Raw genomic sequence first — 16,570 nt, forward strand, 5'->3', positions numbered from 1 at the left:
ATGCATCCGTCAACAAGATAAAGAACGCTTCTTAACCATATTCCAAGGTTTATTATCCATTCATTCTTTCAGGGAATGTAAAATAACATTTCCTGATTTTGTACTAAAACAGTCATTTTTCAGCTATTTATACAATTTGTTAAAATCAAGCTCCGTCAAATCACACGTTTATTTAACATGCTTATAACAATTACAAATAAATTTATGCAAAACAGTATTTTTTTTATATAAAAGCTCTAAAAATTGCTATACTTGTCAACATGGAGTCAAATAGACTGACACAATAAAAAACAAAACATCACGTTTTGTTTTTATTTGTTTTAAAAATTAAAAAATCATCAGCAATAAGATAACAGGGAATTTTAGTTATATGAAATCCACCATGAACAAATTATATTTGGCAATCATGTCACCCCTTCTTGCAACCTCACTCACAGCCTGCGGAAGCAGCGGTAGCGAAGAAGGCGGCGAAATCACTGTTGTGGACGCAACCCTCAAGGAAGCATCAACATACAAGAATAATCTGTTCTGTAACAATCCAAGCACCGCCGTTGAAGACATCTGTAACATCCGCATGTATCAGATTATGGTGGAAGCATTCAACAACGGTGACGACACCATTAACTATGACGTCGGCTACGGCACCAGTAATCACAAGGGGGATATCCAGGGTGTTATTGATCAGCTTGACTACATCAAGGGCCTCGGCATCAATGCAATATGGTTAACTCCTGTATTCCAGAGTGCCGATAACGCATCTTCTGTTACTCCTCTTGACGCCACAGGTTATTTCGGTGAAGACTACTACAAGATTGATCCTCATTTCGGCAGTGAAGACACCTTCAGAACTCTGGTTGACGCTGCTCACGCCAAAGGAATGTACGTATTCCTTGACGGTGTATTCGGTCACTTCAAGTCAACCATTTCAAAGACCTCTCCGTCATACATCTCTCTCGTTTCAACCGACGTATGTCAGGGTCTGGGCTCAACCTACACTGCCGGAGAAGGCACTCTCTGTGCGGATCATTCTCAGGAAGCAACCCTTGATTTCTACAAGGAACTTGCTGCCCACTATATTACTGAATACAAGATCGACGGCTGGAGACTCGACCAGGCTTATCAGGTTCCTGTAAAGAACTGGAAGGAAATCAGAGAAGCTGTTGAAGAAGCCGCAAAGAACACCACCTACACCAGAAACGGAGAAACCGTTCATCCTCTCGGCTACATGGTCGGTGAAATCTGGTCAGGCGACAGCCAGATTACACAGTACGGTTACGGTTCCGACTCACTCCCAGGTCTTAAGTCAAACTTTGCCTTCAATACCCGTTACGGTATCGTAAAGGCTCTGGCAGTTGAAGAATCTTCAGCATACAATCACAAGGGCACCACAATCCAGAACGAACTCGTTAACGCTGAAAACACCTATCCTGATTTTGCAGTACCTAACTACTTCATCTCAAATCACGACCTCGTACGTTTCGGAGACCTGCTTCAGAGAGGCGTAAAGAAGAAGGCTCTCTCTTCAGGCAACTACGATTCCGATAAATACTGGAAGCGTTACAGACTGGCACATACCGTTATCGCTTCATTAAGCGGTCCTATCACTATCTTCTACGGCGATGAATGGGGTCAGGAAGTTCCTAACTTTGACGTTCAGAAGAATGAAATGGGTTACTATGACGACCATGTTGCACGTGTAACCGGTCAGTTCAGCGGTTTCAGCTCAGATCAGGAAAACCTCAAGAACTACGTATCTGAAATGCTGAAGATCCGTAACAATTCAAAGGCTCTTTCAATGGGTACCATGACCGATATCGGTACCGACAGCAATCTCTTTGCAGTCAAGAAGACCTACGGTGATTCCGAAGTAATCGTGGTAATGAACATTCAGGAAGACAAGCAGATCAACGTAACATTTGAAAACAGCCTCTTCTCTGATGAATCAGCCGCAATCTCTCTGAAGTACATGGATCTATCCAAGGCCTCCTGTTCAGAAGAAGAAGTATATCCTGCAGGCACCACCTACAGCTTTACTCTCGAACCTCTCGGAGCTGCTGTATTCTTCAACAAGCTCTAAGCTGAAACAGTCCGGTATCCGGAGTTTATGAGAATAAAATCCGGTACATAAAAAAATAAAGGGAAGGATGCAGACATCCTTCCCTTTTGATTTGTCATTCTTCATCAGGCATATACGGGATTCCGCAGCGGGCATGCGCGGCTAGCGCCGTCCTACAGAATTCCCGGCACGAGTCTGATTACTCCTTATCAAATATCAGCGGACTCATGCATCTTCTTATGGATACGTAAGTCGCCCTGTTCCTGTTTCTTTCAATAAAAACAGGTTTCATGTCACTTGATATTTTTGGAAAGAACCTGTCCATAATCATTTTTACCTGAAACTGATCCAGAGGAATGCAAAAACGGTTTCTGGCACAGAATTCTCCGTTATCCGTCACGCTGTAGTAATCACCGCGCGTACACAGAAAATAAATATTGAATCTGTACTCGTCTCTCACATACAGATTAAATGCATCAAAACTCTCATCACTGTTTCTTATGGTCCACAGGATTTTATCGCACTCCACCAGCCATCTGCCCCGCTTTATTCCGTCTCTCGGCAGTGTATGGAATCTTCTGCCGTCGAAACCGTGAACATAATTCTGTCCGACAACCACGCAGAAATAAGAACACGAGAATAAATATCCTTCAAGATAAGATCTGATGATTTCGTCCTTCTGCTCCCTGTACTGAGGATTGTCTTTTAGCCATTTTCCGAAAAAGTGTCGTGACAGCACAAAAACAAGACCGCCGTATAATGCTTCAAGGCCGAGCAACGTCATCAGCCTCAAATAAAGATCTCCGTCACCCGCATCAGTACAGAGTTCGGAATCAATGACACAGAACAGGCAGAATGCCGCCAGAGGCAGAACCATCAGAGGAATGTAATAGTCTCTCCTCAGAATCATTCTGATGTACCGGAGGCTGAGATCTCCCGTAAGAGTTGACGATGACACACTGTGAAGCTGGTTCTCAGAGGCATATTTCCGGTATTCTCCGCGCCATGCCTCACTGCTGAAATAGCCGTTGTTTCCAAGCAGTGTCGTGAATCTGTCCGCTCTGTCACTGTCAATCCATTTTTTCTGAAGAACATATAACAGATCCCGAAAAAAATAAGACTGAATACCGCATAGACCCACACGTTTGCCGGATCGAGCCAGAACATAAGAGCAAACACAAAAATAAAACGGCAGTATTGTATAACATTACGGTTAGAGAATATATCAAAGTTATATTTCTTATTCATGCTAATTATTCAAACTCTGCCGACTTCACATTTTCACGTACTGACGTTCACCTGAACCGTCTTCGTACCGCAGGTTCTCCCGATGAATAATCGGTAATGTTAAAATACAAAAATTTCATAATTATGATTTTACTGTCAAAAACTGACAGCTTTTTAAACAGACGGCAGGAACCATGCGTTTTTCATGTTAAGATAACAGGAGGAGTTTTGTTTATTATTTAGCCAAAAATATAAAATCTTTAAATTTTACTGTTTTTGACTCAAGTTTAATGTTTATAATTACTGAAAGCATTTACAGAACATGGATGGAGCGCTGATTTATAAAGCCGTGAACTAACTTTCAAAAACGGCACTGACACCGAATCAGCCGATAAGAACAGGGATTAATTCAGAATGGACCAGCTAAATCACATTATGTTGATCATAGGGCTGCTGCTGTCATGCAGCATCTTTGCTAGTCGAATTTCCTCAATTATGGGTCTGCCGGTTCTGCTTCTGTTCCTTATTCTCGGAATGATGTGCGGAGAAAACGGAATTATTCTCGGCATTCATTTCAGCAATTATCATCTGGCCTTCTATATCGCAAATCTGGCTCTTGCGATCATTATTTTTGACGGTGGCTGTCAGACAAGCTTCTTCACCTTTAAAACCGCATCAAAGCCCGCAATAATACTTTCCACCCTCGGGGTACTGATTACCACGCTTATTGTCGGCGGAGCCGTCTACTACATATTCAAAATGAGCTTTTTTGAATCACTGCTTGTAGGATGCATGATCGGTTCAACAGACGCCGGTGCGGTGTTCTCTCTACTGGGAAGCAACGGTGTAAGCCTTAAAAACAAGGTTCAGGGACCGCTGGAAATTGAATCCGCAACCAACGACCCTATGGCGATCTTTCTGACAATTACAGTTATTGAAATCATCAAGGCCACAGTCAATTCCAATGACGTTACCGCCTCAGAAACATTTACCATTTCAAACGCCCTGCTGTTCTTCATCAAACAGTTCTCCTTCGGTATCGTGTTCGGCATCGTATTCGGCTATCTCGGAAGAATGCTTCTGAACGCCATAAACATTCCTAACGGTCTCTACTCCCTTCTGGTGCTCGGCGTGGCCTTTACCGGTTTCGCCATCACCTCATCCATGGACGGTTCAGGATTCCTGGCAATATTCATCATCGGCATGATCATCAGCAACACCAACATGAGACAGCTGCTTTACATACGTCCTGTGCAGGACGGTCTTACCTGGCTGTCGCAGATATGTCTGTTCCTGATGCTCGGACTGCTGGTTGAACCGCCTAAACTTATAGAACACACTGTCGACGGTCTTATCGTGGCATGCGTCATGGCGTTTTTTGCCAGACCGGTCGCCGTATTTCTCTGTCTTAAACTGCTGTTCAAATTCAGCACCAGGGAGCTGCTGTTCATATCGTGGGTAGGCCTGAGAGGCTCAGTACCTATCGTACTGGCTATCTACCCTATCATGAATGACATTCCTAACGGAGACATCTTCTTCAACATCGCCTTCGTGGTGGTGATATTCTCGCTGCTGGTACAGGGAGCCACCATTCTTCCGGTGGCGAAATTCTTTGACGTTTACGCTCCAAGCTCCACCACTCCGGTAAGCAAGGGGCAGATGGGTATAACCATTGACGATGACTATGAAATCTTCAATTACGAAATCAAGCATAAAACCTGTCAGGATCAGCTGCTGAGCGAAATCAAGTTTCCGAACAGAACCATGGTTGCCTCCGTATTCCGCAAGAGCCAGATTCTGCATCCGGTAAGCCGCCTCAAGCTTAAGAAGGGAGATATCATCTCCATTATCGGACACTCCGACGACGAGCTTCTGCTGAATGCAATCTTCAACGGTGACACTCCGGTCAAGAAGGTTCATTATCCTTATAACGGAGATATTCTTCTGTCCGGCGAAGCCAACATGACTGAAATTGCCGAAAAATACGATCTTGTCATCACATCAAAGGAACAGGATCTTAACCTCGGAGACTTCCTTTCATACCACCTCGGCGGCATTCCTACCGTAGGTGAACGTCTGACCGTCATTGACTGCCGCTTCACCATTTGTGAAGTATTCGGTTCGCAGATTATCAAGGTGGGCTTTGAAAAGCTTGAAAACAACATCTGATTCCGGAGTTTTCCGCCGAAAAAAATACAATCGGGCACTAAAATCATTTTCAAGCCTAAAGCACGCTTATTCCCGGATATATTTTTGCAAATTTTGACTGAATTCTTGATTATTGCAAGAACTTGTCACTGTTTTATGTTGTATTTCTTCATATCCTGTATCATATAAAGTATCGTGTGTATACTATCTATCAATGCTTTGAGCATGCTCCGCATCATCATAATCCCTTCATGAAGAACGGGAACCATAATAATTCATAACATGATGCCCGCAGAGCGGTAGATACTGAAAAAACAGTCCGCGGGCAGCATAAGCCCGTAAAAATAACAAATCAGCACTTGCAGGAAAAACAGTACAGCAAATCTCACCGCCGGCAGACTCCGCTCTGCAGGCTGTTTCCGCTGCCACCCGTGCTTCCCGCCGGCTGATCCCGTTAAAGGACTTTTTCCTGACGGCAGAAGGCTCAAATCCGCAGTACCTTTTCTTACGGATAAACTCTGCAGTCAGAGGCAAAGACAATAAAAATAAAGAGTTTAGCATGAACAGACGTCGTAATTCAGGTCTCTCAAAACCTGCTCTTCTTCTGGGTATTGTAGTTGCAGCCGCAAGTGTCGGTGTCGGTACCTATACCGTAATAAAGGCAAAAAAGGCCCAGGAAAGCGAAAACAATTTTGAAAACATCGATCCAACTTCTCCGGTTTCCATCGCCGGGGCTCTGTACGGGTGTATTCTGTCCGACAGTTATGACGAAATGCCGGAACTCGTTTCCATGCTGAAAACGTATGAGGCGGAAAATCCGGATATTCCTGAAAAAAGCGATGATGACGAGGATTCTTCTGAAAGCTACGGCTATGAAGAACAGAATACGGGTGAAGAGGAAGGATTCGGTTTATCCGTCTCTGTCGACGAAAGCGGCGTGGATATCAGTAAATACCTGTCAACTGCCGCCAACTCCAATATCAAGGACAAAATCATCTATCTTTCAAACCAGCTGAATTCAGAAAAGCTGATTCCCGAGACCTATGCCTTCTACCTGAACTCACTCAGCAACATCTTTGAAATATACAAACCTCATTCCGAGGATGAACAGCATATCAAGGATTCGATCATTGCCTACACCGTCTACAAAAACAATCCTGACTACACAATTCAGGATGTCAGGTCCATGTTCGGTCCGTATGACGCCCTTAATCTGGCGCGCTATCTGATAGGTTCAAACGACTACGAACGCGCATCGGGTTACGAGCTGCGCAGATTCATAACCGATGAATCAAAAAGCCTCATCAGTCAGATCCCGACAAATCTGAACAACAGCACCATGCTGAACCTTTCCGCATCCGACTTTGTAGGCTTTAACACCAATACCCTCAAGGACGTCATCAGACTGCAGAAAGGACTGCCGGCAGTCATTGCACACATTCCGATGATCAGGGAAGAAACCCCGAAGGAAAACCATGACAGCATCGATATGCTGAAGTCCGCATTCGAATCAACGGTAAGAAAGTCTCTTGACTTCGCGGAGCTAGGCAAAAAATACTACCAGTGCATTGCCACAACCAGTGAACCGTTCTTTCTTACCGGTATAGTAACACCGGTAAAATACAAGAACGTTGCCAATCTGGACAAGATTCAGCTTCATGCATACAAAATGAATATAACTCAGCCGATAACAGGATGTCCTGAGCTCAAAAACGTATATATTCTGGCTCCTGATCTTCGGGGGTATTCAGATCTGCTGAGCCGTGCATCGAAGAAGATGAGTGACGACGACAGAAACAACTACCACAAGGATATTTCCCTTCTTGAAAGAATCAACAGCGGTTCCGAAAGCGAGATCACCCTTACCCTTCTCGGATCAGATATCGCCGCCGTGGAAAACCATCTGGAGCAGAATCCTGAACAGGGTAAATTTGTGGGAAATACGGAGCAGGGAATTCTCTTCAACCTTAACCTCCCTTCCATGAAGCTGCTGAAGACTCTGGAAATAAGTCCTGACACCAGACAGATCTTCGCTCCTACAAAAATGCTTACAACCAAACGTACCCAGGCCATTAACAAACTGAAAATCATAACCGATTTCATCGAAGTCGAACAGAGACTCGGGAAGATCAATTTCGGCATGCTGGAATATGAACCGTACAAGTTCATGGCTCAGATAAGAGGCAGAGAAGTCAGCAACAGCGAGCTTTACACTCAGCCCCCTGCCGGAACTTCAGGTTCCGAGACAGCTGCTGTTCAGACCGAGACCGAACACACGGATACAGTTCATGAAACCGTTGAGACCGCCTCAGCATCAACAGATGCACAGCAGTCTTCCGAGACTGCCGGCATTCAGGCCGACACTCAAACGACGGAAACTGTTCAGGCCGAAAATCCGGCAAACGATACCGAAGAAAAATCCTGTTCCGACGGCTCAGATTCCTGCGTGGAAACAGCCTCTGCAGACGCTCCTGAAACAGCTGATGCCGGAGTAAAAGAAGAAACTCCGGAAGCTAATGTCATCGTGGAAACCGCCCATGTAAAAAATCCTGAACCGGGTTCGGCCGAAGATCTGTCAAACAACAGGAGCGTGGAGGAAGCCGCCAGAGAATCCGAATCAGTGGAAACGACTGAAATCACCTCTCCGGAACAGCAGGCGGAACCGGAACGGCAGGAGAACCTGCTCACACCGGAAATGCTGCAGGAAAAAGACATTGCCACTCTCAAGCTTCTTGTGGATGAAAAGAACTCTGACGCCATGTACGAACTGGCCAACCGTTATCTCAAAGGACACAACGGTGTTAAAAAGAATGTCAAAAAAGGCATGTCCCTGCTGGAACAGGCCTGCAGCCTCGGCAATTCCAATGCTCAGTACATGCACGGACACTTTCTGCTTGATGACAAAAAGGCTTCAGCCGCCGACAAGACAAAGGGAGCACGTTTTATCATAGAAGCCGCCGAATCCGGACATTCAGATGCCATGTATCAGGCAGGTCAGCTGCTCTACAACGGGGAGTACGGCATTAAGCGAGACCTTCAGAAGGCTTTTGAATACTTCTCAATGGCTTCGGAACAGAACAATCAGGATGCCACCTACATGATGGCAAAAATGTACCTCAACGGAGAAGGTGTCAAGGAAAACAGACAGCGTGCCTACAATCTGCTGATACATACTGCCAAGACCAATGCCAGTGCCGCCTATGAACTCGGTCTCATCTATGAAGGCGGCATTATTGACGGCATCAGGGATGAACGTCTTGCAACCGAAAATTTCATCTTCGCGGCCCGTAAAGGTAACAAAGAGGCATACCGCAAAGCTGGTCTTGCCCTTATTGAAACCAAAACCGGAAGCAAGGAGGCTCTGCGCTATCTCGAACCTTACCGCGACAGAAACGACAAGGATGTTGATACGGCACTGCTTAATTACTACATAAAGATGAACAACAGCAGAGAAGTGGCAAAGTTCATCGCCGTGGCGCCTCCTGAAATTCAGGAACGCTATCCGGTGGAAATGGGCATGCTCTACGAAACAGGCAACGGCGTGGCTCAGAATTACGCCAAGGCGGAGGAATACTACCGTAAAGGTACCGAAGCCAAGATACCTGACGCATTCTGTAATCTCGGTGATCTCTTCTATTACGGAAAAGGACGCGACAGAGACCTGAGAGCCGCCGTTGGACAGTACACAAGAGGCTCGGATCTCGGGTCCGTAAACTGCACGGAAAAACTTGCTTTCATCAAGTCAACCGAAAACAGCTACCGTAATTACGGCGAAGCACACGCCCTGATTTCCGGCATTCCGGATCAGAAAAGATCGGAACTCAGCAAGGCTCTGCTGGTATCCATGAACCTCTACGGCAAAGGGGTTCAGAAATCCCAGACGGAAGCCATCAAAATACTGAGAACCATGAAAACAGACAGTGCCACCGTTGTCCGTTCGATCTATGAGGATTCCTCCAAGGGAAACATGTGTGTGAACCCTATCCTTGCAGGGACCATCGGGGTGAAAAATAAAAACTCCATTCAGATATCCATAGGTCTGCTGAGTGATCTGTTCTTCATAAAGGATTATCAGGCAAACAACGGTACGCTGAATTTCAATGAAATTCTTTCAAAAACCAAAAAGATATGCAAACAGCCGGTAATTTCTGTAATGTTTGATGCCGTAGGAAACGTCCGTAAACCGGCATCAGCCGCACCTACCGATCCTGAAGCACAGTATCGGCTGGCCATGAGTCTTTTCCAGGACGGTAAATATGAGGAGTCTTTCAAATGGCTGAAACAGTCCGCAGATCAAGATTACGTAAAAGCCCAGAACAACCTCAGCATCTACTATCTGTTCGGCATAGGTACAGCGCAGGACAGCAAAGCGGCTCATGACATTCTCATCAAGGCCGTAAGCCGCGGCAACGCCAAGGCTCATTTCAACCTTGCCGCATTCAAGATGTTCGGCATAGGCTGTAAGGAAGACAATAAAAAGGCGCTTGAAATTCTGCATACCGCCGCCAAAATGGGAGAAAAAGCGGCCGCTGTTCAGCTCACCTACAATTATCTGAACGGCACCTGGTCCTCCAAGAATGAAGATGAAGCCTTTGAGGCTCTGATGCATATTCTGACGGACAGGTAACTGTTATGGGCGGATATCCGGTCAGGAGTGATTCCTGATGAGATATCTGCCGTTATCATGATTTTTTGCCGTTAAAGCTGATAATATGACCGCTTTAAGGTATAATACCTCGGGCTTCATGGTTTTTATGGTATTGCAGGAATGATTTTATGAAGATTTCAGTTGCAGTAATCACAATCAATCCGGACAGAGAGCATCTGAGCGACTGTCTTCATTCAATTGTCAGTCAGAGAGTGATTAAGGCAGATGAAATCCGTATCTATGACAGCTATGACGACAATTCGGTGTTCAGTATAGCCGAGTCCTACGGAGCCAGGGTAATCAAGTATCTGCCCAACAGTTCATCCGGGGCGAAATCCAAGATGAAGGAACCGGTCAAATACTTCAAAACCGAACTGGTTAAACAGATCGTATACGAAACCAGAGATGATGACATCCTGATTCTTCTCTCCGATGACTGCAGAATTGATCCGAGCGCCATCAGCGAACTTTTCAGATACTTCCTCAAGTATCAGGATCTGGCTCTTATCTACGGCCGCCAGCTCGCCGAACAGGACTGCAACTATCTTACAAAATACGTTCATAACATATTCTTCCCTATTACCAAGAGAGACCAGCCTCTGTGGCATCTCATGAAGATATACTGTTCCTTCAATTTTGTGGCCTACAGGGTAAAATTCATCAAGGAGGAAGGTGTTATGCCTTCAGCCGAAGTGAGTGAGGATATGTTTGACAACATCTACATGAGCGGAAAGCTGTCCGATAAAGGATACCGCACCATGTACAATCCGCTGGCCATCTGTCACCGCAAGAGAGAGCTCAACGTATTCTATGTGTACCAGTATGCCAGAGGTCTGTTCAGATTTCTGAAATCCAATGACTGGCTTACGGAAAAATGGTGGATGAGAAAAACGGATCTTGAAACCTTCTTCATCAATTTCAAAGACTATATCAGAAATTACAATTCCATTCCTTTCGTTTCTTTTTACGCCACCATCTGCTTCACCGCAGCCAAAATAGGCGAACTGCTGGCAGAAATCGATTATCAGCGTTCCATCAAACGTAAAACCATTAATGGCAAGGAACTGCTGGCGACCACCCTGTTTGACAAGGAAAACAAACTCTACAAGTAATCTCTGCAGAGTCCGTATTCAGTTTTGAATTATTTTCCATAACAGCTAAAAACCCGGGACTATAAAATCCCGGGTTTTTTCGTTATCGGATGTTCAGCTGATTATTCAATGTACTTGAAATCAATCTGCTTAATCTTTTCCTTCCATTCTGCAGGACCGGTAAGGTGAATGTTGTTACCCTGAGAGTCTACAGCAACGGTTACTGGCATATCCTTAACTTCAAATTCATGGATGGCTTCCATGCCGAGTTCAGGGAATGCAACCACTCTGGCCTTCTTGATAGCCTTTGATACCAAATAGGCGGCACCGCCAACGGCCATCAGATATACGGCACCGTGCTTCTTGATTGAATCGGTGGCCTGCTGACCGCGTTCTGACTTACCGATCATACCGATAAGACCGGTTTCTGACAGCATGGTTTCAACGAACTTGTCCATACGGGTAGAAGTTGTTGGACCTGCAGGTCCGATAACTTCATCACCTACGGCAGGAACAGGTCCTACGTAGTAGATAAACTTACCCTTGAAATCAACACCTTCAGGTAAAGGCTTGCCCTGCGCGATGAGGTCGCAGATACGCTTGTGGGCAGCATCACGGCCGGTCAGAATGGTACCGCTGATTAACAGGGTTTCACCAGTCTTCCAGGTTGCGATTTCTTCCTTGGTGATACCGTCAAGGTTTACTCTTCTTGCACCGTCTGCATTGCCGAGTTCAATATCAGGCCATTCATCGAGTGAAGGAGGAACAAGATTTACAGGACCGGTACCGTCAAGTTCAAAGTGAATATGACGTGATGCAGCACAGTTTGGAATGATTGCCACCGGCTTTGCCACGGCATGGGTAGGATAGCTCTTAACCTTAACGTCAAGAACGGTGGTCATGCCGCCGAGGCCCTGAGCACCGATACCGAGCTTGTTGATGCGATCGTAAAGTTCAAGACGAAGCTTTTCTTCTGAGGTTTCAGCACCCTTGGCAATAAGATCTTCGATATCGATAGGATCCATCAGGGCTTCCTTGGCGAGAACGGCAGCCTTTTCCATGGTACCGCCCACACCTACACCTAAAATTCCAGGAGGACACCAGCCGGCACCCATATGTGGAAGCTGTTCAAGAACCCAGTCTTCGATTGAGTCTGAAGGGTTAAGCATTACCAGCTTTGACTTGTTTTCTGATCCGCCGCCCTTGGAAGCGATGAGGATTTCAACCTTGTCACCAGGAATCATTGAAATATGAGTAATTGCAGGAGTGTTGTCCTTGGTGTTCACACGGGCACCGATTGGATCAACGAGCACACTCTTACGTAATGGATTTTCGGCACAGCAGTATGCTCTGCGGGTACCTTCGTTAACCATTTCTTCAACGGTCATATTGCCTTCAAAGGTAACATTCATACCGATGCGTACGAAACAGGTAACAATACCGGTATCCTGACATAAAGGACGGTGTCCGATAGCACACATCTTTGAGTTAACGAGAATCTGGGCAATGGCATTCTTTGCCGCAGGGTTCTGTTCCCTTTCATAAGCCTTCTTTAAGGATCTTACGAAATCAATCGGATGATAATAGGAAATATACTGCAGAGCGTCATAGATGGAATCTATAAAATCCTGCTGCTTGATTACGGTCATGTATGACTCCTTGTCAATATTAAGACTTAATATTTCAGACAAAAACAAAATGAAAATTTTTGCCGTTTATTATAGCACCTAGCAGGTGTTCACTCAACGGCAAAACCGGAACAGAACATAGACAAATCAATAAATTGCGCAACTAAAAAACAGTTTTGTGACCTGACAGGCGAATATCAGGTCTTTTTCCGGTGATAAAAAGACCTCCCGACTGAAAAACAAAGCAGTACGTCAGTTTCCGGACAGGACAAATAGCGGAATCATCATAACGGCCGGCACCTCCGCCGCTGGTTCTGCCTCCTCCATGTGAATGACCGCCGCCGGATCTGCCGGAACTGAGTCTGCCGTTTTCGTAGGTGACAGTTCTTACGGAAGAGCCGCGCGTCCTTATATCAGTATCGTCATTTCTCTTATCCTGCCGGAACCTACTGATAAACAGTCATCACAACTTATATAAATTACATATCAAGATGTATCTATATTTATCTGCATTTATTTCTTTTTAATAATCATGTGTTATTTTTGTAAATTAAATGTTATACTTATGTTATCTCCATCAAAAATATCAGCAGTCAGTAAAACAAATAAACACCAGATATGCACAACATCAGCCATTTCATTAACAGTTCGACAGAGTTTAAATTTTTCATTCAGGTATCAAAGTTTCTGTTTACCGCCCTCCTACTGTCATGTTCTGCAGGTACGGCAGAAGCTGAGCATGCCACACACATGCCGAAGCACGTAACGGAAGAAGTCATAACCAGATGCTCTCATGACTATACCGCCAACGGCTGTGCCTCAATGGGTGAAATTTTTGAGGAAGAAGGAAACGTCCACAAGGCACTGAATATCTACCGGATTCACTGCAACGCCAAAAAAGACGCGAATGCCTGTATTCTGGCGGCCGACGTGCTTGTTTCACAGAAACACGTAACTGAAGCTCTGGAACTCTACAGAAAAGCCTGCATGATGACGACCTCGGAGGAATACTGTGACAAGGCACTTGAAGCATACAGATCCAGCGGCTCGGAGAATTCCGCATTCAAGCTCAGCAAAGAGCTCTGTGAAAGCTACACTGACGGTTCTGAACTGAGCAGGTACTGCTATCTTACCGGAGAACACTATCTTAAGAAAAACAACCAGACCAGTGCAGAATACTACTACCTCAAGGGCTGCAATTTTCTGAACAGCAGTGATGAAATTCACCACTGCATCGATCAGGCCGTAAATCTTGAAAAAATGAAGCAGTTCAAGATCTCTGCCAAGCTCTATGAAATGAACTGTTTCAAGAATAACATCTACAGTTGCAGACGCGGCGGAGACGTATACGGAAAGGAAATGAACATTCCGACCAAGGAGCTTAATCTCAGAAAAAAATCCTGTGATCTGCAGAACGGCGACGACTGCTACAGAGCCTACGTTATCTACAGAAGCATCGAAGGGGATACCGACAACGCCGTCAAGTATCGCAGGAAGGCCTGCGAACTTGATTACAGGGAAGCCTGCACCGGAGAATAAACTTTAAAAAGACCTCCCAAGCGATCTTTCAAGATATAAAAATGGAGCCGTTAAGCTCCGTATCAGTTGACGTTCTTTATCGCCCAATCGATGGAGTGACCTTCATCTTCGAATTCCACTACGCTTGCCTCGATGCTGATCCATCTCTGATTCCATCATTTCCTTGATGGTTCCGACTAAAAGATCTCTGAGGGCAGCTTGTATATCAGCTGTGGTTTCAATGTTATATTCCTGAATAAGCTGCTGAATGATCTGACGTTTTCCCTCAGTCATTTGGATTCGGTGGACGGTCATCTTTTCTTTAACCATAATGAAAAACTCCTGATTATATAAGTTAAATTATATCTCAGGAGTTTTTACGACATTTTTAGCTATACGTAATTTACAGAGTTTGGTTCACACGTCCATGAGGACTATTTCTTTACTCTAATTCGATACCAGTCCTCTCTCTGATTCCCAACAATTCCGTGAAGATCCAAAACATTTCACTATAAAAGCGAAGCCGGAAACAGTATCTGTTATCCGGCTTTGTCTTTTCCTTATGAATGCAGACGCCAGAGATTACTTTGTCAGTAACAGCAGCGTATGGGCAAGCCCCACATGATCCATCATTCTGTGAACCTTGAAGCCAATCTTCTCCACCAAATTCACAAATTCGTCTGAGTGATAGAAACGGCTTACACCGTTGGCCATTGAACTGAAATACAGGCTGTTGGCTTCAATGACAAGACTTGCTATGTCGTTGGACTGCTTGTCGCCGAACACTTCACTGATGGCCACCATCGAATCTTCACTCATGGCATTGTAAACCATGGTAAGAATCTCCTCTATCTGATCCATGCTGAAGCAGTCCAGGAACTGACTCATCCACCACAGATCCCCCTGATTGGGAAGTTTGGCGGATTCCTCGAGAATATTTACCGGATAAGTATCGATTCTGTCTTCAAGACCGTGCTTCCGGATATTGTCTTTTGCCAGTTCACACTGCTGAGGCAGATCAATGATGGTAACTTTCGTATCCTTTGAATACTCGGCCACGGCCAGAGCGAATTTACCTGTGTTGCCGCCGATGTCGTTGATGTGACTGAAATTCTTTTCCTTGAAAACAAGAGGAAGCATCAGACTGAATACATTGTCCGAATAATAATGGTCAAAGCTGAACCAGGCCTTCCTCGCATTTTCCGGAAGTGAACTCAGGTAAGGATAGATGGTGCTGCATGATGAAGTGAACACCTTAAGCCCCTTCGGTGTTCCAGTCTGCAGTGATTCGGTAAGGTAACCGAGCCCCTCGTAACAGAGCTCTGAAGAGAAATCGAAATTGACATTGGTCATTCTGTCATTGGCAAGATAATGAATTATCTTGGTGGGACTGAAGGAATTGTCGTCATTTCTGATTACCAGATCCGCCGCCACTGCCAGATCAATCAGAACTGAAACAGCGTAATCATTCAGTCCGGAAATTTCACAGAGTTCCAGTTTGGTTACGGATTCATTTTTACTCATTTTGCCGAAATGGGACAGAAGCCCCTTTTTCTTCATGGCAGCAACGGCCTGAAAGATAAAAGGACTGACTGCCAGATACTGTGCAGTCTTCAGTGCATCAACGGCACTGATATCGTTATAGTTCTTTTGTGTCATTAGTTCTGGAATTCCTTCTTCTCAAAATTATTCTTATTATGTATTCAACGGTAAACACGGTTCCGATAAGGATATATGAAATGACGCCGTTATAAAGCATCCACACCTCATTGCTGCCCCACAGGGCTGTAGCCAGAGAGATCATTCCGTTAACTACAAAAAAGATGCACCAGGCTGCAGTCACTCTGCGACAGTACATCCTGAAAAAATCATCCCTGTCCTCCTCCTTCACGGTATAGGAGGCAATCTTTTCTATCACCGGAGTACGCCCGCCAGTCAGACTCGAAGCGAATACGGACAGGAAGCAGCCGTTAACCATCAGGGGATACAGCTTCACCGCCAGAAAATCCCCGCTCAGGAGAAATACCGCCGCCAGCAGAATATCAAGAACAAAAACCAGCACGGCCGTTTTTCCCGACATGCCGTTTCTGCCTGCCGACAGCAGATTGCCGAGTCCCAGGCATACCAGCATTACCGCAACGGTCACGGTGGCATTCTGTCTGATACCCCAATATACCGCAAAGGGAAAAATTACACCTAGCACCATGCAGCATATTTTAAAAATAATCACCGGTAATTTCAGTCTTTTCAAGTT

General features: G+C 45.2%; 10 protein-coding genes. 5 read left to right on the plus strand and 5 right to left on the minus strand.

Going from position 1 to position 16,570, the window contains the following annotated elements:
- The first annotated feature begins 382 nt into the window (after nucleotides 1–382).
- Nucleotides 383–2,077 (plus strand): alpha-amylase family glycosyl hydrolase, encoded by a 1,695-nt coding sequence (locus tag T489_RS0100460; RefSeq protein WP_198020382.1) that lies wholly within the window; start codon nucleotides 383–385, stop codon nucleotides 2,075–2,077.
- Between the two features lie 178 nt (nucleotides 2,078–2,255).
- Here the strand turns inward: T489_RS0100460 and T489_RS0100465 are convergent, their stop codons facing one another.
- The gene (locus tag T489_RS0100465) at nucleotides 2,256–3,197 is read right to left on the minus strand and encodes a hypothetical protein (protein ID WP_031578078.1); all 942 of its coding nucleotides are present in this window, start codon (nucleotides 3,195–3,197) and stop codon (nucleotides 2,256–2,258) included.
- A 500-nt stretch (nucleotides 3,198–3,697) separates the two neighbouring features.
- Here T489_RS0100465 and T489_RS0100470 point away from each other — a divergent pair, with 500 nt between their 5' ends.
- From T489_RS0100470 to T489_RS0100485, 3 genes are all read left to right on the plus strand, one after another.
- On the plus strand, nucleotides 3,698–5,452 hold the full coding sequence (locus tag T489_RS0100470; RefSeq protein WP_031578079.1) for a potassium/proton antiporter: 1,755 nt from the start codon (nucleotides 3,698–3,700) through the stop codon (nucleotides 5,450–5,452).
- A 538-nt stretch (nucleotides 5,453–5,990) separates the two neighbouring features.
- Complete coding sequence (locus T489_RS0100480; protein ID WP_031578081.1) at nucleotides 5,991–10,058, plus strand: SEL1-like repeat protein; 4,068 nt, start codon at nucleotides 5,991–5,993, stop codon at nucleotides 10,056–10,058.
- 149 nt (nucleotides 10,059–10,207) lie between these two features.
- Nucleotides 10,208–11,191, plus strand: coding sequence for a glycosyltransferase (locus tag T489_RS0100485; protein ID WP_031578082.1), 984 nt, complete (start codon nucleotides 10,208–10,210; stop codon nucleotides 11,189–11,191).
- A gap of 101 nt (nucleotides 11,192–11,292) precedes the next feature.
- On the opposite strand, the gene T489_RS0100490 is transcribed toward T489_RS0100485, so the two are convergent.
- Nucleotides 11,293–12,819, minus strand: coding sequence for a fumarate hydratase (locus T489_RS0100490; protein ID WP_031578083.1), 1,527 nt, complete (start codon nucleotides 12,817–12,819; stop codon nucleotides 11,293–11,295).
- A 729-nt stretch (nucleotides 12,820–13,548) separates the two neighbouring features.
- Here T489_RS0100490 and T489_RS0100500 point away from each other — a divergent pair.
- The gene (locus T489_RS0100500; protein ID WP_157608017.1) at nucleotides 13,549–14,337 is read left to right on the plus strand and encodes a tetratricopeptide repeat protein; all 789 of its coding nucleotides are present in this window, start codon (nucleotides 13,549–13,551) and stop codon (nucleotides 14,335–14,337) included.
- A gap of 102 nt (nucleotides 14,338–14,439) precedes the next feature.
- On the opposite strand, the gene T489_RS0100505 is transcribed toward T489_RS0100500, so the two are convergent.
- The 3 genes from T489_RS0100505 to T489_RS0100515 form a co-directional block, all read right to left on the minus strand.
- Nucleotides 14,440–14,646, minus strand: coding sequence for a hypothetical protein (locus tag T489_RS0100505; RefSeq protein ID WP_031578085.1), 207 nt, complete (start codon nucleotides 14,644–14,646; stop codon nucleotides 14,440–14,442).
- A gap of 252 nt (nucleotides 14,647–14,898) precedes the next feature.
- Nucleotides 14,899–15,975, minus strand: coding sequence for a methyltransferase (locus T489_RS0100510; protein WP_031578086.1), 1,077 nt, complete (start codon nucleotides 15,973–15,975; stop codon nucleotides 14,899–14,901).
- Nucleotides 15,956–16,567 carry a COG4648 family protein gene (locus tag T489_RS0100515; RefSeq protein WP_157608018.1) on the minus strand — a complete coding sequence of 204 codons (612 nt, stop codon included), beginning with the start codon at nucleotides 16,565–16,567 and terminating at the stop codon, nucleotides 15,956–15,958. The genes T489_RS0100510 and T489_RS0100515 overlap by 20 nt, the downstream gene beginning before the upstream one ends.
- Nucleotides 16,568–16,570: the final 3 nt, after the last annotated feature.

Origin of the sequence: Ruminobacter sp. RM87 (assembly GCF_000701925.1) — a bacterium.
GTDB classification, from domain to species: domain Bacteria; phylum Pseudomonadota; class Gammaproteobacteria; order Enterobacterales; family Succinivibrionaceae; genus Ruminobacter; species Ruminobacter amylophilus.